The organism is Novosphingobium sp., from assembly GCF_041905565.1.
In the GTDB taxonomy this organism is placed as follows: domain Bacteria; phylum Pseudomonadota; class Alphaproteobacteria; order Sphingomonadales; family Sphingomonadaceae; genus Novosphingobium.
Genome location: NZ_JAYRKX010000004.1, coordinates 47,650 through 64,068, shown reverse-complemented (window position 1 = coordinate 64,068; position 16,419 = coordinate 47,650). Strand labels below are relative to the sequence as shown.

The 16,419-nt window shown below is 66.8% G+C and carries 14 protein-coding genes; 5 read left to right on the top strand and 9 right to left on the bottom strand.

All coding sequences use genetic code 11. The annotated features are described in order from the left end of the window. Positions 1-64: 64 nt before the first annotated feature. Genes ACE3N9_RS04750 through ACE3N9_RS04740 form a run of 3 tightly spaced genes read right to left on the bottom strand, consistent with a single transcriptional unit; the run spans position 65 to position 4,982 of the window. On the bottom strand, positions 65-1,567 hold the full coding sequence (locus ACE3N9_RS04750; RefSeq protein WP_374281372.1) for a carboxylesterase/lipase family protein: 1,503 nt from the start codon (positions 1,565-1,567) through the stop codon (positions 65-67). After that, a complete protein-coding gene (locus ACE3N9_RS04745) occupies positions 1,564-2,565 on the bottom strand; it encodes an LLM class flavin-dependent oxidoreductase (RefSeq protein ID WP_374281370.1) in 1,002 nt (333 codons plus the stop codon). The genes ACE3N9_RS04750 and ACE3N9_RS04745 overlap by 4 nt, the downstream gene beginning before the upstream one ends. A 29-nt stretch (positions 2,566-2,594) precedes the next feature. Further along, complete coding sequence (locus tag ACE3N9_RS04740; protein WP_374281368.1) at positions 2,595-4,982, bottom strand: CaiB/BaiF CoA transferase family protein; 2,388 nt, start codon at positions 4,980-4,982, stop codon at positions 2,595-2,597. Between the two features lie 149 nt (positions 4,983-5,131). Here ACE3N9_RS04740 and ACE3N9_RS04735 point away from each other — a divergent pair, with 149 nt between their 5' ends. Continuing rightward, entirely contained in the window at positions 5,132-5,812 is a 681-nt protein-coding gene (locus tag ACE3N9_RS04735; protein ID WP_374281366.1) for a TetR/AcrR family transcriptional regulator, read from the top strand. On the opposite strand, the gene ACE3N9_RS04730 is transcribed toward ACE3N9_RS04735, so the two are convergent. Further along, entirely contained in the window at positions 5,794-7,113 is a 1,320-nt protein-coding gene (locus ACE3N9_RS04730) for an MFS transporter (RefSeq protein WP_374281364.1), read from the bottom strand. The genes ACE3N9_RS04735 and ACE3N9_RS04730 overlap by 19 nt on opposite strands. 78 nt (positions 7,114-7,191) lie before the next feature. Here ACE3N9_RS04730 and ACE3N9_RS04725 point away from each other — a divergent pair, with 78 nt between their 5' ends. Beyond that, a complete protein-coding gene (locus ACE3N9_RS04725; RefSeq protein WP_374281362.1) occupies positions 7,192-7,857 on the top strand; it encodes a TetR/AcrR family transcriptional regulator in 666 nt (221 codons plus the stop codon). A gap of 40 nt (positions 7,858-7,897) precedes the next feature. On the opposite strand, the gene ACE3N9_RS04720 is transcribed toward ACE3N9_RS04725, so the two are convergent. Then, positions 7,898-8,782 carry an enoyl-CoA hydratase gene (locus ACE3N9_RS04720; protein ID WP_374281360.1) on the bottom strand — a complete coding sequence of 295 codons (885 nt, stop codon included), beginning with the start codon at positions 8,780-8,782 and terminating at the stop codon, positions 7,898-7,900. Between the two features lie 232 nt (positions 8,783-9,014). On the opposite strand from ACE3N9_RS04720, the gene ACE3N9_RS04715 reads away from it, so the two are divergent. The 3 genes from ACE3N9_RS04715 (at position 9,015) to ACE3N9_RS04705 (ending at position 12,149) form a co-directional block, all read left to right on the top strand. After that, positions 9,015-10,193 (top strand): acyl-CoA dehydrogenase family protein, encoded by a 1,179-nt coding sequence (locus ACE3N9_RS04715; protein WP_374281358.1) that lies wholly within the window; start codon positions 9,015-9,017, stop codon positions 10,191-10,193. After that, positions 10,190-11,323 (top strand): acyl-CoA dehydrogenase family protein, encoded by a 1,134-nt coding sequence (locus ACE3N9_RS04710; RefSeq protein WP_374281356.1) that lies wholly within the window; start codon positions 10,190-10,192, stop codon positions 11,321-11,323. The genes ACE3N9_RS04715 and ACE3N9_RS04710 overlap by 4 nt, the downstream gene beginning before the upstream one ends. 73 nt (positions 11,324-11,396) lie before the next feature. Beyond that, a complete protein-coding gene (locus ACE3N9_RS04705) occupies positions 11,397-12,149 on the top strand; it encodes a TetR/AcrR family transcriptional regulator (RefSeq protein ID WP_374281354.1) in 753 nt (250 codons plus the stop codon). Positions 12,150-12,155: 6 nt separating this feature from the next. On the opposite strand, the gene ACE3N9_RS04700 is transcribed toward ACE3N9_RS04705, so the two are convergent. From ACE3N9_RS04700 to ACE3N9_RS04685, 4 genes are read right to left on the bottom strand one after another with little or no spacing between them, the layout of a single operon-like run. After that, on the bottom strand, positions 12,156-13,655 hold the full coding sequence (locus ACE3N9_RS04700) for an aldehyde dehydrogenase (protein ID WP_374281352.1): 1,500 nt from the start codon (positions 13,653-13,655) through the stop codon (positions 12,156-12,158). 4 nt (positions 13,656-13,659) lie between these two features. Beyond that, complete coding sequence (locus ACE3N9_RS04695) at positions 13,660-14,979, bottom strand: spinster family MFS transporter (RefSeq protein ID WP_374281350.1); 1,320 nt, start codon at positions 14,977-14,979, stop codon at positions 13,660-13,662. Then, the gene (locus ACE3N9_RS04690; RefSeq protein ID WP_374281348.1) at positions 14,976-15,620 is read right to left on the bottom strand and encodes a flavin reductase family protein; all 645 of its coding nucleotides are present in this window, start codon (positions 15,618-15,620) and stop codon (positions 14,976-14,978) included. The genes ACE3N9_RS04695 and ACE3N9_RS04690 overlap by 4 nt, the downstream gene beginning before the upstream one ends. After that, positions 15,620-16,417, bottom strand: a complete 798-nt coding sequence (locus ACE3N9_RS04685; RefSeq protein WP_374281346.1) for an enoyl-CoA hydratase/isomerase family protein — start codon at positions 16,415-16,417, stop codon at positions 15,620-15,622. The genes ACE3N9_RS04690 and ACE3N9_RS04685 overlap by 1 nt, the downstream gene beginning before the upstream one ends. Positions 16,418-16,419: the final 2 nt, after the last annotated feature.

Sequence of the window (16,419 nt, the reverse complement as noted above, 5' to 3'; positions counted from 1 at the left end):
GGCGTAGATTGTATCCTCGAATGCAATATTGGTATCTGTTCCAATTTTGCCAGTCAATGCAAATTTAGGGCAGGATCGACGTGCCGTTCGCTTGTGCCCAGCGGTGATGCCAGAAGGACACAGCCGCGGGCCGGAACGTGCTTGCCGTAGCGGCCACGTCATCGATCAGCAGTACGCGCTGCCCGCCGGGAATCGCCTGCTCCCAGCGCGGCAGCCCCTGCCCGTTCGGATCGCCAAAGCGCATGAAATTCAGCCAGTAATTGCGCAGCAGCGGGCCCGGCCAGGCCTCCGCCGCCGAGTCCAGGCCGAACAGGTAGGGCATGTCCGCACAGTGCGGCGCCCCGGCGCTGCCGGAGCGCTGCGCCGGCGGGACATAGTCGAAATGATAGGTCCAAGCCGGGGTGCTGCGCGCTGCCAGCGCCGACATGCCCAGCGCCGCCGAAGTGAAGATGAAGTCGGTCTGGACCTTGCGCAGCAGCTGCGCATCGCTGGTCCCGCCATCCGCGCCGTAAACCTTGCGCAGCTCCGCCAGGTCGATCCCGAAGCGCTGCTTCAGCACGGCGGCATCGAACCCCATCAGTCCGAACACGCTGGCTTCGTCGCTGGTCGATCCCGCGATCAGCGGCACATGGGCCTGCCGCCCGGCGGCAAAGCCTTGCGAGACGGGTTCGGGCAGCAGCGCGCCATCGACGATCGCGCCAAAGTTGGGCGCCCCCGGATCGGCCGCCAGCACCGCGCCGACCGGCAGGCGGCGCAGCGCCGCCAGCCCGGCCGCGCCGGGCTGCGCCACGCCGGCGCGCGCGGCAAATTCCGCGCCTTCGCGCTCGGCCTGGGCCAGGGGGCGGGTGGCATTGAAGAAGCCGCCGCCGGAATGCACGCTGGCCCGCGCGAACAGGCCGCGCGCCGCCGGAGCGACCATCAGCGAATTAACGCTCGACCCGCCGGCCGAACAGCCCAGGATGGTGACATTGGCGGGATCGCCGCCGAACCGGGCGATATTGCGCTTGACCCAGTCGAGCGCGAGCAGCTGGTCGCTGAGCCAGAAATTGCCCGTGCCGCGCCCGGCCTCGGCGGTCAGCGCGGGATGAGCCAGAAAGCCGAACCGGCCGACCCGGTAATTGGGCGAAACCAGGATCACACCCGCGCGCACCAGCGGCGAAAGCCCGGCTTCGGCGATATAGCGGCCCGAGCCGAAGGCATAGGCCCCGCCGTGGATCGAGACCAGCACCGGCAGCCCCTTGGCCGCGCGGTTCGGGGTGATCACGTTGAGCGTCAGGCAGTCCTCGCCCTGGGGGTGGGCCTTGCCCCCTTCGCGGGGCAACTGCGGGCAATCCCGGCCAAAGCGGGTGGCATCGCGCGTGCCCTGCCACGGACGCACGCGCTGCGCCTCGCGCCAGCGCATGGGACCGACGGGCGGCGCGGCAAAGGGAATGCCGCGAAAGGCCGCGCCCGCTTCCACCGCCTCGCCGCGCACCGCGCCGGCATCGGTTTGCACCACCGGCGGGCGATTGGCGGCCAGCAGCGCCGCCCCGGCCACAAGCAGGGCAAGGCGGCGCTGGCCGATCACAGGTTGAGGTCCACCATCTTCGCATCGATCAGGCGCGGCAGCACTTCGTTCTCGAAGCGCAGCAGGCTGGCCCACGACAGCTCGGGATCGAGCCCACCGAGCAGCGCGTGGAAATTGATCCCCGCATTGGCGGGCTGCGTCTTGAGCCATTCGAAGCACTGATCGGGCGTCAGCACCTTGATGTTGGGCATGGCCTTCAGCGCCTCGACCGTTTCCGCCGCCTTGTAGAGCGTGTCCCCGCCGCCGCGTTCCTTGGCCCATTCGGCATAGGTGTTGGTGGCATAGGCGACATGCGGGGCAACCCGCGGCCAGTCGCGCTCGGGATCGTCGGTGATGTAGAGGAAGCTGGCGATCGACTTGACCTGCGGTTCCGGCGGGGGGAAGCCCAGCTTGGCGCGTTCCTCGGCATAGAGGTCCCAGAGTGCGGGATGGCCCGGGAAATACTGGTAGCCGCCCTTGGCCGCGCGGATCGCCGACTTGTCGGTCGAACCGCCCATGTAGATCTTCGGCCCGCCCGGCTGGACGCCCGGCGGAGTGACCCGCACGGTCCGGCCGTCGTATTCGAACGGCTGGCCGCTCCACGCCTGCTTCAGGGTATCGAGCGCCTTGTTCATCAGCCCGAGGCGCTTGGTGATGTCCTTGCCGAACATTTCGAATTCGTGCGGGCGATAGCCCATCCCGGCGGTCAGCCAGATCCGCCCGTTCGAGATGTTGTCGAGCACGGCCAGGTCTTCAGCCAGGCGCAGCGGATCGTGCATCGTCACGACCAGCGCCGAAAGGTGGACGTAGATCTTCTGCGTCACCGCGAAGATCGACGCCGCCTGGACCATCGAGCTGGGGCAATAGCCATCTTCCGCCCCGTGGTGTTCGGCCAGGAACACCTGGGTGAAGCCCAGCTTGTCGGCCCAGGCGGCCTGTTCGATCGCGGTGCGATACAGCTCGGGATGCGGGGCCCCGAAGCTGGGGCTGTTCATGTCGTAACGCAGGTTGAGCTGCATGGTATTCGTCCTGTTTCAGGCCCGATGGTTCAGGCGTTGACCTTCGATGCGATCCGGCCGGTCACGTCAGCGGCCTGGTAGGCCACCTTGCGCTCGAGCAGCGATGCGATCTCCTCGGCCGAGAAGCCGGCTTCGGTCAGGATCTCGACGGTATGATGGCCCAGGCGCGGCGCCGAGCCGCTGGCCTGGCCCGGGGTCTTGGACAGCCGGTTGAACAGGCCGAGCATGCGGACGTGGCCATACATCGACTGCTTGTCCTCGATCACGCGGCCGGTCTGTTCCATCCAGTCGAACAGCAGCGCATCGTCGACCCACATCGATTCGCAGACCACTTCGGCCGGGGCCCCGGCCGCGTCGAGCGCGGCGAAGGCCTGGTCCTTGGTCTGCGGGGCAAACCAGGCATCCAGCATCGCCTTGAGATCGGCATCGTTGGCGCTGCGGTCGCACGGCGTGGCAAAGCGGGTGTCGGCGGGCAGATCCGGCTGGCCGATCGCACGGGCCAGCGCGGCAAAGCGCTCGTCCGAACGGCACGAGATGCAGACCCAGCCATCGGTGCAGCGATAGATCCGGTCGAGCGCGTCGAAGCCCTGCTGCTCCTTGTCGAGGCGCAGGCCGTAGACCGGCTTCTTGTCGGCATCGAGGAAGTGTTCCGACGTGGTCCACAGGCTGGAATGCAGCTGCGGGCATTCGATGTATTCCGCCCCGCCGCCGCGCTGCGCACGGTTTTCCAGCGCCATCAGGATGGTCGACGCGCCGAGGAAGCCGTTGTTGTAGTCCTCGTTGCCGAACACCGAGCGATTGGGCGTGTTGCCCTCGCCGCCGCCTTCATAGAGCAGCCCGGTCCAGCCGCTGACCAGCGGAGCGAAGCTCTTGAGCAGGCTCTTCGGCCCCTGCGAACCATAGCCGGGCAGATAGACATACAGCAGGTTCGGGTTGATCGCCTTGAGCGCTTCGAACCCGATGCCCAGCTTGTCGGCCTTGCCGGGGCGCAGGTTGTGCGTGATCACGTCGGCGTCCTTGACCAGCCGCAGCGCGGCGGCCAGCGCATCCGGGTGCTTGAGGTTGAGCACGATGTCGCGCTTGCCGCGCGCGGCTGCGTCGAAGCAGTCGGGCAGCGGGCGCATCTGGTCCCCGCCCGGGGTTTCCAGCTTGATCACGTCGGCGCCCAGGTCGTTCAGCAGGCGCCCGCCGAAGCCGACCGCGAAGAACGAGGAGAAGTCGACGATCTTGATCCCTTCAAGCGGGCGCTTGATCGGCTTGACCGGGGCGGCGGGAACGCGCGCCGGGGCGGCCTGGAATTCGGCCAGGAGGGCGTTGTCCGCGCCCACCGCCGGGGCCGGCGCGGGCGTGGAGCACGGCGTATCGGCCATGCGCGCGGCCGGGGCCGCCTGGTAGATCGTGCCGAAATCGGGATCGGGGATGGCGACGCGCATGCCGACGAATTCAACCTGCGGATCAAGCAGGATCTCGCCCGGCTCAAGCACTGGCAGGGCAGCGACGTCAGCCGCCTGGAACAGCTCGATCCATTCATCGCGCGGGCGGGCCTTGAACGCTTCGAACACTTCGACGCGGGCGACCTGGTATTCGTCCTCGGTCAGCGGGAAGGCCATTTCCGGCCCTTCGACGGCCTGGATCCGGTCACCGAAGCCAAGGATGTCGAACGCCGGCTTGAACCCGCCCGACCCGGTGTGGAACTGCAGGAACTTGCCATCGCCGCACTCGAACATGCCGGTCACCAGGCGGACGTTGCCGAAGCGGTCAACCGCGCCGGAATCGCCCTTCTTGATGTAGGAGATGCCTTCTTCCTGCCACCAGTGGTTCATCGGGCTCTGCGCCAGGAACGCATCGAGCAGGCTGGCTTCGACTTCCTGGCCGGTGCCGATCATCCGCCGCGCGCGCACCGCCGCCAGCGAGGAGATCACCGCGAGGAAAGCCTGGCCGTAATGCAGCGCCGGATGGCCCAGATACATCGGCCCCGCACGGTGCGAGCTGCCCTTGTCAACCATCGTGCCCAGCTTCGCCGCGGCCAGTGATTCGCCATAGGGGCGGCCCGAATAGGGCGTGTCGCGGCCATAGGCATTGAGCGTGCAAACGACGAGCGCCGGGAACTCGGCATCCAGCGTCGCCGCGTCCAGCCCGAGGCGAGCGGCTTCGGCATCGTCAAGCGAGTGAATGAAGATGTCGGCACCGGCCAGCAGGCGCTTCACTTCGTCAGCCTGGGTGGCGATATCGAGCTCGACGCTGCGCTTGCCCCGATCCCAGCCCTTGCGGGTCAGGTCATGGGCAAACCAGGTGCCGCCGACCGGCTCGACCTTGATCACTTCGGCGCCATGATCCGCCAGCAGCATGCCGGCGATCGCGCCGGGCATGACGGTGGCAGCTTCGATTACGCGCAAATGGGCAAGCGGTCCGGCCATCATTCCTCTCCTTTATCGAAGCGACTCCAGTCGCTAGAATGAAAACTGCACGATAGTGAAAGGTTGTGCAACCAATTTCAGACCGTGTTCCAAATTTGTTGCGGAACCGTGGTTTGTGCGGCAGTCTGGCCGGGGATGGGGAGAATGGAATGGCGCGAGGACAGGACGGCGAGGCTTATGACAGCGAGGCCATGAAAGAGCGCCGACGCCGGATTCTTGACGAGGCCCGCGCGCTGATCGCCGAACACGGGGTTGATGGCCTGACCGTGGCCGCGCTGGGCAAGCGCGCCGGGGTGGCGAAGCAGACGCTGTATTATGCCTTTGGCAGCAAGGACGAGATCGTTGCAGCGGCGATCCTCGACTATTTCGAGACGTCCGAGGGCAAGATCGATTATCGCGCCGCGCCCGGAACATTGGCGCGCCTGATCGAACGAATGGTCGCCATCGTGACCCGCAACCTGGGTATCCGCAACTATATCGCGGCGCTCATCGCAATCTGGTACGGTCGGTCGCCGGTCCTGTGGAATGCCTTGTTCGACACCGCGTCAACCAGCCACCGCAATGTCATTGCCGCCCTGGTCGAACAAGAAGCGCTGCAACCCTGGGTCCAGCCCGACGAGTTGATCGAGAACATGGTCGGGCAGACGATCCTGACCACCAATGCCTGGCTGCAAGGCCGCATTGCCGACGAAGACCTGATCGACCGGCAGGTCTTGGCCCTGATGCAACTGCTGGCTGGCGTTACGCGCGAACCAGTGCGCGGCGAGGTGGAACGGATCGCCGCCGCCGTGCGAGAAAGCGGCGCGAAGGCCTACCTCGCCTCGCTCTGACGGGCGGCTACGGCGGCATTCAGCCGCGGCAGCGCCAGCCGCATCGCCGCCAGCCCCATGGCCGCGCCGCCGATCACCACCACCGCCAGCGACATGCCGATCTTGGCCTGGTCCTGGAACACGAAATCGGTCAGCGCGCCGACGATCGCCGGCCCTGCACCGAACCCCAGCACATTGAACACGAACATCATCATCCCGAGCAACTGTCCGCGCATAGTGCTGGGCGCGAGCAGGGCGAAGATCGCCGAGCCATAGACGATGAACGGCACCGTGATCAGCTGGATCAGCGCATAGCAGGCCAGGAACACGTAAGGATTGGGCACGAAGAACGCGGCCACGATCACCGGCGACAGCGCCAGAATGGTCCAGCTGTAGAACCGCAGGTGCGCATCGCGCATCCCCCGGGTGTAGAGCCGGTCAACGATCCGCCCGCAGGCGATCAGCGCCAGCGCGCCGAAAATGTTCATTGCCGACAGCGCCACGCCGTAGCGCGCCGGCTGCCAGCCGAAATGGCGCTCCATGTAGGTTGGCACCCAGCTGGTCAGCGAATAGCCGACCAGCGCCATGCATGAAAAGGCGAAGGTCATCAGCCCCAGCAGGGCGCCATGCTGGCGCACGAAGCCCCACAGCTCCGCCCGCCCTGGCCGCGCCGCGCCCTGCCCGCGCCGCCCCGGATCGGGAAAGCTCAGCGCCAGGAACATCAGCACGAAGCCCGGCAGCGCGATCAGCGCGAACGTGATCTGCCAGTAGGAGGCCGGGCCGTGCACCGGCCAGTCGATCCATTCCAGCGACTTGGCAAAGGCGATGGCAAAGCCGCCCAGCCCGAACGAGACCGCCGAACCGGTCTTGCCGGCGGACTGGAACACGCTGGTCGCCACGGTCACCTTGCCGGGGGGAAAAGCATCGCCGATCAGCGAATAGGCCGACGGCAGCAGCGCCGCCTCGCCAATGCCGACGAACACGCGGGCCAGGATCAACCCTTCGAATGTGGTGGCAAAACCGCAAGCGAAAGTCGCCAGCGCCCAGACCAGCACCCCGCCAAAGATCACCCAGCGCCGCGAAAAACGGTCCGCCGCCCAGCCCAGCGGCACACCGAACACCGCATAGGCCAGCGCAAAGCTGGGGCCGAGCACCAGGCTCATCTGGAAGTCGGTCAGCGCCAGCTGAGCCTTGATCGGCGCAACCAGCATCGAGATCGTCAGCCGGTCGAGCCAGGCCAGGACATAGAGCATGAACAGCGCGGCGACCATCCACCACGCCCGAGCCAGCGGCACCGGTGCGCGTTCAGCCTGCTGATCCATTATCGCTCCTCTCACTGCGTGACTTCTCTAAATCAATTGGATAATGCTCTTGGCCGACACATACCGAGCGGGAGCCCGATGGCAAGACTGCATTCCAGCGAAAGTGGCGATCAAGCAGGCGGCGATGGCGCCGAGGCGCTGAAACGCGCCGCGATTCGCCTGTTCGCCGAACGCGGCATCGACGGGGTAACCGTGCGGCAGATTTGCCAGGCCGCCGGCCAACGCAACCACGGTGCGGTCGGCTATCATTTCGGAACCAAGGAAGCCCTGGTGCGCGAACTGGTCGCGGACGGGGCGCAGATCATCGACGAGCGCCGCAATGCCCTGATTGACCGGCTGGAATCGGCCGGCGGTCCGGCCAGCGTGCGCGAAGTGGTGGATGTGATCATCTTTCCCGCGCTCGATCTGGACGGCGCCGGGCACGACGATTGCTACCTGCGCTTCACCCATATCCTGAACATGACGCACCGCGAGTTGTTCCTGGATGCGGTGGGCGATCGCTGGAACCGGGGTTACCAGCGCTGTCTGGCGCACCTGCGGCGGCTGATGCCGGAAATGGCGCCGGCCATGACCAACCAGCGGCTGGGGTTTGCCGGCACCTATGTGGCGCAGGTGCTGGCGCTGCGGCAGGCGACCTTGGCCGATACCAGCCGCAGCCACGCCACCTGGTCGGCCGAACGGACCCTGCGCCATCTTGCCGTGACTGCGGCCGCGCTGATCATGGCCCCGCCGGACGAAGACTAGCGCAGACCCCCGGGGCCTGCGCCAGCTTCGGTAGCCGTGTTCAGCCTTCTCCGGCCTGGGCCTTGTTCGCGCTGGCCATTTCCTTGGCGCCCATTCCGGCGGCAAGGCTGCCGGTGGTCAGCTGGTTATGGGCATGGGCGAGGTGGTGCATGTGGAACACCCCGTCCATCGCCTGGCGCTTGCCGCGCAGATCCTCGACGAAGTTGATCGACTGCTTGGTCAGCGCCACGCCAAAGCGGGGGCGCTGTGCCATTTCGACCGCGATCTTCTCGACTTCCGCTTCCAGCTGGTCGCGCGCGACCAGGCGGTTGACCATGCCGAAGTGATGCGCGCGCGCCGCCGGCATCCGCTCACCCAGCAGCAGGAATTCGCGGGCAATGCGCGGCGGCAATTCGAACGCGTGGGCAAAGTATTCGACGCCCGGCACGCCCATGCGGACCACCGGATCCTGGAAGAACGCGTCTTCCGAAGCGACGATCATGTCGCACACCCAGGCCAGCATCAGCCCGCCCGCGACGCAGGCGCCCTGGACCATCGCGATCATCGGCTTGGGCAGTTCCTGCCAGCGGCGGCAGAAGCCCAGGTAAACGTCCTGTTCCAGCACGTACTGCGATTCGGCGCCCGGCAGGTCGCGGTGATCGTACCACAGCAGCTTGCGCTCGCGCTCGAGGTGGCGGTCCTTCTCCGGCGTGCCAAGGTCATGGCCCGCGGAGAAGTGCTTGCCCTTGCCGCCCAGCACGATGACGCTGACCGCCGGATCGTCGACCGCACGCTTGAACGCGTCGTCCAACTGGTTGAGCAGGCGGTAGTTCTGCGTGTTGGCATATTCGGCACGGTCCAGCATCACCCAGGCGACGGCATCGCGTACTTCATAGCTGATGAACTGCTTGGCCTGATCGGCCGCGGCATCCGGGGCAGTCGACATGAATGAGCTCTCCACCTTGGCCGCCTCTCGCAGGCGGCGCCTTGTTTGCGAGTCTTCCTTACACCTGGTTGCAGAATTAGACAACGGCCCGCGTAAGCCAAAATTATCCGCTAGTGCAGAATTGAGGTTGACTCGACCCCGCTGCGATCTAGAACGGCGCCATTCAGGATGGGGCATCCTGCCGCTTGGCCGGGGTTCCCTTGCGACAACCAGACCCGCCACCGGAGATGCCGTGAACGCGCCCGCTGCCAATCTAGAAACCCCGGATGCCTTCCGCGCCAGCCTGCGCGCATGGCTTGAGGAGCATTTCCCGGCCAGCCTGCGCGGCCATCCGCGCCTGCTTGGCGGGCACGACACATTGCACGGCCCGGCCGAGGACCACGCCCGCTGGAAGGCGGCGATGGCCGATGCCGGCTATGGCGCGCCGCGCTGGCCGGTGGCCTATGGCGGCGCCGGCCTGAACAGCCAGCAGGCCGATATCCTGGCCGAGGAACTGGAGCACATCGGCGCGTTCAGTCCGATTGCCGGACTGGGGCTGATGATGCTTGGCCCGACCCTGCTGGAATACGGCACGGAAGAACAGAAGCTCCGCCATCTGCCGCCGATCGCGCGGGGCGAGCTCAGCTGGTGCCAGGGCTTCTCCGAACCCGGCGCGGGCAGCGACCTGGCTTCGCTGCGGCTGCGCTGCGATGATGCTGGCGATCACTGGCTGCTCAACGGCCAGAAGATCTGGACCTCTTACGCGCACCTGGCCGACTGGTGCTTCTGCCTGGTCCGCACCGATACCAGCGTGAAGCACCTGGGCATCAGCTTCCTGCTGATCGACATGCGCACCCCGGGGATCGAGGCGCGCCCGATCAAGCTGATCAACGGCGTTTCGCACTTCTGCGAAACCTTCTTCAACGACGTGCGCGTGCCCAAGGACGGGCTGGTCGGCGAAGTGAACCACGGCTGGACCATTGCCAAGCGCCTGCTCCAGCACGAACGCTCGGGCCTGTCGGCGCAGCGCGGGGCCAAGGCCAAGACGCAGGATCTGGCCGAGCTGGCCGGGCGTTTCCTGCCTGCCGACGAAACCGACCTGCGCGGCCGGCTGGCCGATCACCTGCTGCAGGACCATGCCTATCGCCTGACGCTCGAACGCCGCGCAGCCGAAGCCGAAGCGGGCATGGCCCCCTCCACCCCGCTGTCGGTGCTCAAGAACATCGGTTCGGACGTGGCCCAGGCGCGCGCCGAACTGGCGGTGGAACTGGCCGGGCTGAACAGCCTGGGCTGGGCGGGCGAGCCCTATTCGCCGCTGGAACTCGAGCTGACCAGCCAGTGGCTCTATTCGAAGTGCTATTCGATCTACGGCGGCAGCTACGAAGTGCAGAACAACATTACCGCAAGGCGTGAACTGGGGCTGCCGGCATGATCCTGACCGACGAACAACAGATGCTGCGCGATGCAGCACAAGGCTGGGTCAGCGAACGCGCCCCCATCGCCGCATTGCGCAGCCTGCGCCGCGAACACGCCGCATTGGGCCACGATCCGGCGCTGTACCGCGAAATGGCCGAAATGGGCTGGACCGGGATTGCCGTCCCCGAAGCCGATGGCGGGTTCGGCTTCGGCCTGGCCGGGGCCGGCGTGGTGGCCGAGCAACTGGGCCGCAACCTTGTTGGATCGCCGCTGCTGACCACCAGCGTGGTAGCTGCGGGTGCGATCGAACTGGCCGGCAATGCCGAACAGAAGCAGCAGTGGCTGCCAGCTATCGTCGCCGGTGAAGTGCGCGCCGCGCTGGCCATCGATGAAGGCCACCGCCACGATCCCGCCGCGATTGCCCTGCCCGCCGCCGCGCAGGACGGCGCCTGGGTCCTGACCGGCAGCAAGCAAGCCGTATTCGAAGGCCCCGCCGCCGATCTGTTCGTGATCGTAGCGCGCGTTGCCGGACAGGCTGGCGATGAAACGGGCCTGGCCCTGTTCCTGTGCCCGGCGGATACCGCCGGCCTGACGGTCACGGCGATGGAACAGATCGATTCGCGCGGCTGCGCCCGGCTTGACCTGGCCGAAGTGCGCCTGCCCGGCGATGCCCTGCTGGGCGAGGCCGGCAATGCCTGGCCGGTGCTGGCCGAAGTGCTGGACCGCGGCCGGGCGGTGCTGTCAGCCGAAATGCTGGGCAGCGCGCAGCAGGCTTTCGAGACCACGCTCGAATATCTCAGAACCCGCATCCAGTTCGACCAGCCGATCGGCTCGTTCCAGGCGCTGCAGCACCGCGCCGCGTACCTGATCGGCCAGCTCGAGCTGACCCGCTCGGCCGTGATCGGGGCGCTGCGGGCGATGGACGAGGGCGCTGCGAACCGCGCGCAGCTGGTTTCGCTGGCCAAGGCGATGGCCGGCAAGACCCTGCGCAAGGTGGCTCAGGAGACGGTGCAATTGCACGGCGGGATCGGCATGACCGACGAGCACGACGCCGGGCTGTACCTCAAGCGCGCCCAGGTGGCGGACATGACCTGGGGCAACGAAGCGTTCCACCGTCAGCGCTATGCGCGCTTGTCGGGCCTCTAACCGCAAGCGCCAATAGCGCAACCGGTTGCAGTTTTTGATTGGCGCGCGGGCTTTCGCGTGTCAGTTAAGCTCGATGGCCAGCCAACCGGTGCTCGAAAGCGATGAAATCAGCGGGAGCGCCCCCGCCCCTGCGGGGGCAAGGGGGCGTTCGTCGGGCTATGCCAGCCCATCGATCCTGGCCCGGCGCAACCGCATCCTGACCGAAACCCGCAAGATGATTGCCGAAGTCGGGCTAGCCCGGCTGGCGATGGACGATGTGGCCCGCCGTGCCAACGTGGCCAAACGCACGCTGTACAACGCGTTCCAGAGCAAGGAGCACCTGGTCGCCACGGCGATCAGCAAGTACTTCGAAGCCTACGAACGCAAGATCCACTATACCAATGACGATGCGACCACGCTCGACTGGATGGTCGAACGCCTGATCATCGTTGCGCGGCGGAACCTGGCGATCCGCAACTACACCCGCGCGCTGATGGACATCTACCATTCGTCCGATGTCGATCCGCAGATCCGCCAGGCGATCCACGACATCGCCGCGCGCAGCCACGCGCCGTGGATCCGCAAGCTGGCCTCCAGCCGCCAGTTGCAGCCCTGGATCAACCCGGATTTGCTGATCTCGCTGCTGGTGCGCTACCGCTATGCCCTCGCCCAGGCCTGGACCGAAGGCGAAATCGCCGAGGAAGACCTGGTGCTGGAAGTGCTGCGCGGGTTCTTCACCTTCATGGCCGGGGCCACGCGGGGCCGCGCGCGCAAGGAAATCCTCGACCTGCTCGACAACCTCGAGGATCACCCGCTGATCCAGCAGGCGACCCTCGCGGCTGAATAGCTTTCGTCAGATGTCGTTGCGGATCCAGACGCTCTTGGTCTGGAGATAGCTTTCGATGTGCTCGAAACCGCCCTCGCGCCCGACGCCGCTCAGCTTGTAGCCGCCGAACGGCACGGCCGGGTCCATGGTGTGGTAATGGTTGACCCAGACCGTCCCGGCCTTGATCGCCTTGACCGCGCGCATCGCCTTGCCGATGTCGCGGGTCCAGACCGCGCCGGCCAGGCCAAAGCGGGTGGCGTTGGCACGGGCGATCACTTCGTCAAAGCTGTCGAACGGCATCACGCAGGCGACGGGTCCGAAGATTTCCTCTTTCGCGATCCGCATGGCGTCCTGGACCTGCCCGAAGATCGTCGGCGCAACGTAGTAGCCATCGGCCATGTAGCCTTCGGTCAGCGGGGCACCGCCAAGGTGGACACTGGCCCCTTCCTGCGGGCCGAGGTCAAGGTAGGAGCAGACCCGTTCGAACTGGCGTGCCGAGACGATCGGGCCGATCTGGGTGGCCGGATCAAGCGAGTGGCCAACCACCATGCCTTGCGCGAATTCGCGCATCCGGGCGATGAATTCATCGTGGATCGAACGTTCAACATAGATGCGCGAACCGGCCGAGCAGACCTGGCCCGAATTGTTGAAGATCGCCGAAGCCGCCATCGGCACCGCGACGTCAAGGTTGGCATCGGCAAAGATGATGTTGGGCGACTTGCCGCCCAGCTCCATCGTCACCTTCTTCACCGTCGGCGCGGCGGCGGCGATGATCTTCTGACCCGTCGCGGACGATCCGGTGAAAGTGATCTTGTCGATATCCGGGTGGGCCGAAATCGCGGCGCCAACCTCGCCGTGGCCGGTCACCACGTTGACCACCCCGGCGGGGAAGCCGGCTTCCATGCACAGTTCGGCAAAGCGCAGCGGGGTCAGCGAGCCGTGTTCGCTGGGCTTGATCACCACGGTGCAGCCGGCGGCCAGCGCCGGGCCGCATTTCCACGCGGCGCAGAAGATCGGGCCATTCCACGGCATGATCACGCCGACCACGCCCACCGGCTCGCGCATGACCAGCGCGGTCAGGTCAACCGGGGCGCTGTTGCCCGGGGTATAGCCGTGGATCGTGGTCGCCAGGCCCGCGTGATGGCGCAGCGCGCGCACGATGATATCGCCCACCATCCGCGACGGGGTGATCGGGCGGCCCATTTCCATGGTGTCGACCAGCGCGATATCGGCGAATTCGGCTTCGAGCAGGTCCGCCAGCTTGAGCAGCACGCGCTGGCGCTGGGCCGGGGTGAACTTGCTCCACGGACCTTCGAAGGCAGCGCGGGCCGCAGCCACGGCGCGGTCCACGTCGGCGGCACTGCCTTCCGCGATCTGGGCAAAGGCCTGCCCGGTCGACGGGTTGATCGCATCGAACCATTCGCCCGAGGCCGGCTCGGCCGCCTGGCCATTGATGAAGTGCACATTGCGCTGGCGATACTGCGCGGGCAGCACGGCGGGGACAAGGTTGGTGGCGGGGGCGTTCATGGCTTCAGTTCTCCGGTTTATCGACCAGGCGGCGCATGTCGGCCCGGCCCAGCGCCATCAGGATGGCGGCAATGGTAATCACGCTGGCGACCAGCACGATGAGCGAGGTGCCCAGCTGCATCGGATCGCCCAGCACCTTGTCGGTCACGAAACCGACCATCGAATTGCCCAGCACCATGCCGATCAGCCCGGTCACCAGCACGAAGATCGCCGAGACGCGGCCGCGCAGTGCGGGCGGGGTAACGACTTGCGATGCGGCCGGGCCCATCGACGCGGCCGACATGACCAGCAGCATGTAGCAGCCGAACAGCACCACGGTCAGCCAGGGGCTGGACACCAGGTAGGCGGCAATCGCGAAGGGCGCGGCCAGCACCACGGTGACCAGGCACCACAGCAGGTGCGCGTCCTTGCGCCCGTTGCTGAACATGCGGTCCACCATCTTGCCGTGGATCGGCAGGCTGAGCGCGGGCACCATCTGCGCCACGCCCATCGCCAGGCCGATCTGCGCCGGAGTCCAGCCGTGGATGCGGGTCAGGTAGGCCGGAGTCCACAGCTGGAGGCCGATGGTCACCGTATAGACCAGCCCGATCCCCAGGATGATCGCGCTAAAGGCACGCGGGTGCGCCAGGATAAAACGCAGCGCCTCGCCGTAACCGCCCCCGTCCTGGGTCGGTGCGGGCGCGCGGTGGCGCTTGGGTTCGGGAAACAGGAATACCAGGAAAGCGGTCAGCACACCCGGAATCCCGGTGATCAGGAAGGCCTGCTGCCACGGCTTGAAGCCCGACATGCCCGGCCAGTGCGAGATCGCCCCATCGAGCACCGCACCGACCAGCGGTCCGCCCAGCAGGAAGGTGATCCCCGCCCCCATCACCCCGCCCATGACGAAGATCGACATGGCGAACGACAACTTGTTCGGCGGGAAGCTGTCGCCAATGATCGAATAGGCCCCGGTGGTGTAACCGGATTCCCCGGCGCCAACCAGCGCGCGGGCGACAATCAGCGCCCCGAAGGTGCCGGCCAGGCCGCAGCCCGCCGCGCCCAGGCTCCACACCACGACGCACAGGAACAGCACCCAGCGGCGGCTCTTGCGATCGAGCGCCAGCCCGACCGGGATCGCGCAGATCGAATAGAGCACGGCAAAAGCCAGCCCTTGCAGCAGGCTCATCTGGAAATCGCTCAGCCCCAGGTCGCGCTTGATCGGTTCGACCATCAGGGCAACCAGATAGCGGTCCGCGAGGCTGCGGATGTACAGCAGGAACAGGATCGCCACGGTCAGCCAGGCGACCAGCGGGCGGGGATAGGCGTGGTCCGTCGGTTGGGTCATTTGCGGGTCGCCTCTGCGCGTTCGGGATCGAATTTCGGGCGTTCCAGCGCGAACTGGTCAGTCCCGCGCGCATACCAGCCGGCACCGTGCGTGCGCCCGACCAGCCCCATCGCCGGGGTATCGAGATAGAACTTGTCCGGATCGCTGACGAACTGGTCCTGGATGTGGGTGACCAGCACTTCGCCGATCAGCACGGTCTGGTGCGTGCCGATGTCCAGCGCAGTCACCTTGCGGCATTCGAAGCTGACCGGGGCCGTGGCGATGCGCGGCGGGCGCACTTCGCTGCTGGGCGTGGTCTGGATCCCGGCATAGTCGACTTCGCTGACCTCGGCCGGGGCATCGACGCTCGACAGGTTCATCGCCGGGGCGTCGGCCTCGCTGACCAGGTTGACCACGAATTCGCCGGTTTCGATGATGTTGCGCGCCGTATCCTTGAGCGCGCGGGTGCGGAAGTCCTTGAGCAGGCCCAGCACCACCAGCGGCGGCTCGATCCCGCAGACGTTGAAGAAGCTGTAGGGCGCGGCATTGACCAGCCCGGCCCCGTTCACCGTGGTTACCCAGGCGATCGGCCGCGGGGTGACCGTGGAATTGAGCAGCTTGTAGCGCGCCCCGAGCGGGAGCGCGCGCATGTCGAATTGCATCAGGCCTGGTCCTTCTTGGCGGCAGAGCGGGCGATGAACCCTTCGCGCGCGCGGCGCGCTTCGTCGCCCGATTGCAGCTGGTGGCAGTAGGCCAGTTCGAGGCCAAGCGCGGTTTCCAGGCTGCCTTCGTCGCTGGCGTGGATCAGCCGCTTGGTCAATTCGCTGGCGTGGCGGTTGCCGCCGCCGATGCCGCGGGCAAAGTCGAGCGCGGCGTCGATCACTTGCGCATCGGGCACCAGCCTGCTCGCCAGGCCCAGGTCCAGCGCTTCGGCCGCCGTCACCGTGCGGCCGGAATAGACGATCTCGGCAGCGCGGCGGCGGCCGATCTGGCGGGTCAGGAACCAGGCAACCCCGCCGTCCGGGGCCAGCCCGAATTTCAGGAACGGCGCGCCAAAGCTGGCGCCCTCGCCCGCGATCAACACGTCGCAGGCCAGCGCCAGCCCCCACGAGACGCCCCAGGCGCCGCCTTCAACGGCAGCGATGGTCGGCACCGGCAGGGCGGCCAGGCGGCGGATGCAGCGCTGGCCCAGTTCCAGCCGGGCAGCCAGGTTGAGCGCCCCTTCCCCGCGCGCGGGCGGGTTCTTCACGTCCCCCCCGCTGGAGAAGTAGCCACCCGCCCCCCGGATCACCAGGGCACGCGGCGGGGTGCCCGCCTCGACCTCGGTCAGCAGCTGGGCAAAGGCTTCCCACATCCCGAAGGACACCGTGTTCTTCGCCTGCGGGCGGTTGAGCGTGACGACGACAATATCGCCGTCCAGCCGCTCAACCAGCAGATCTGCCGTGCTTTCCCCGCTCATGC

Bases quoted from the DNA above. Each gene is read 5' to 3' on its own strand.
- ACE3N9_RS04720 (WP_374281360.1), bottom strand. From the start codon at position 8,782: ATGTCGACTGCCCCGGATGCCGCGGCCGATCAGGCCAAGCAGTTCATC.
- ACE3N9_RS04685 (WP_374281346.1), bottom strand. From the start codon at position 16,417: ATGAGCGGGGAAAGCACGGCAGATCTGCTGGTTGAGCGGCTGGACGGC.
- ACE3N9_RS04725 (WP_374281362.1), top strand. From the start codon at position 7,192: ATGGCAAGACTGCATTCCAGCGAAAGTGGCGATCAAGCAGGCGGCGAT.
- ACE3N9_RS04735 (WP_374281366.1), top strand. From the start codon at position 5,132: ATGGCGCGAGGACAGGACGGCGAGGCTTATGACAGCGAGGCCATGAAA.
- ACE3N9_RS04690 (WP_374281348.1), bottom strand. From the start codon at position 15,620: ATGCAATTCGACATGCGCGCGCTCCCGCTCGGGGCGCGCTACAAGCTG.
- ACE3N9_RS04695 (WP_374281350.1), bottom strand. From the start codon at position 14,979: ATGACCCAACCGACGGACCACGCCTATCCCCGCCCGCTGGTCGCCTGG.
- ACE3N9_RS04700 (WP_374281352.1), bottom strand. From the start codon at position 13,655: ATGAACGCCCCCGCCACCAACCTTGTCCCCGCCGTGCTGCCCGCGCAG.
- ACE3N9_RS04730 (WP_374281364.1), bottom strand. From the start codon at position 7,113: ATGGATCAGCAGGCTGAACGCGCACCGGTGCCGCTGGCTCGGGCGTGG.
- ACE3N9_RS04710 (WP_374281356.1), top strand. From the start codon at position 10,190: ATGATCCTGACCGACGAACAACAGATGCTGCGCGATGCAGCACAAGGC.
- ACE3N9_RS04745 (WP_374281370.1), bottom strand. From the start codon at position 2,565: ATGCAGCTCAACCTGCGTTACGACATGAACAGCCCCAGCTTCGGGGCC.
- ACE3N9_RS04705 (WP_374281354.1), top strand. From the start codon at position 11,397: ATGGCCAGCCAACCGGTGCTCGAAAGCGATGAAATCAGCGGGAGCGCC.
- ACE3N9_RS04740 (WP_374281368.1), bottom strand. From the start codon at position 4,982: ATGGCCGGACCGCTTGCCCATTTGCGCGTAATCGAAGCTGCCACCGTC.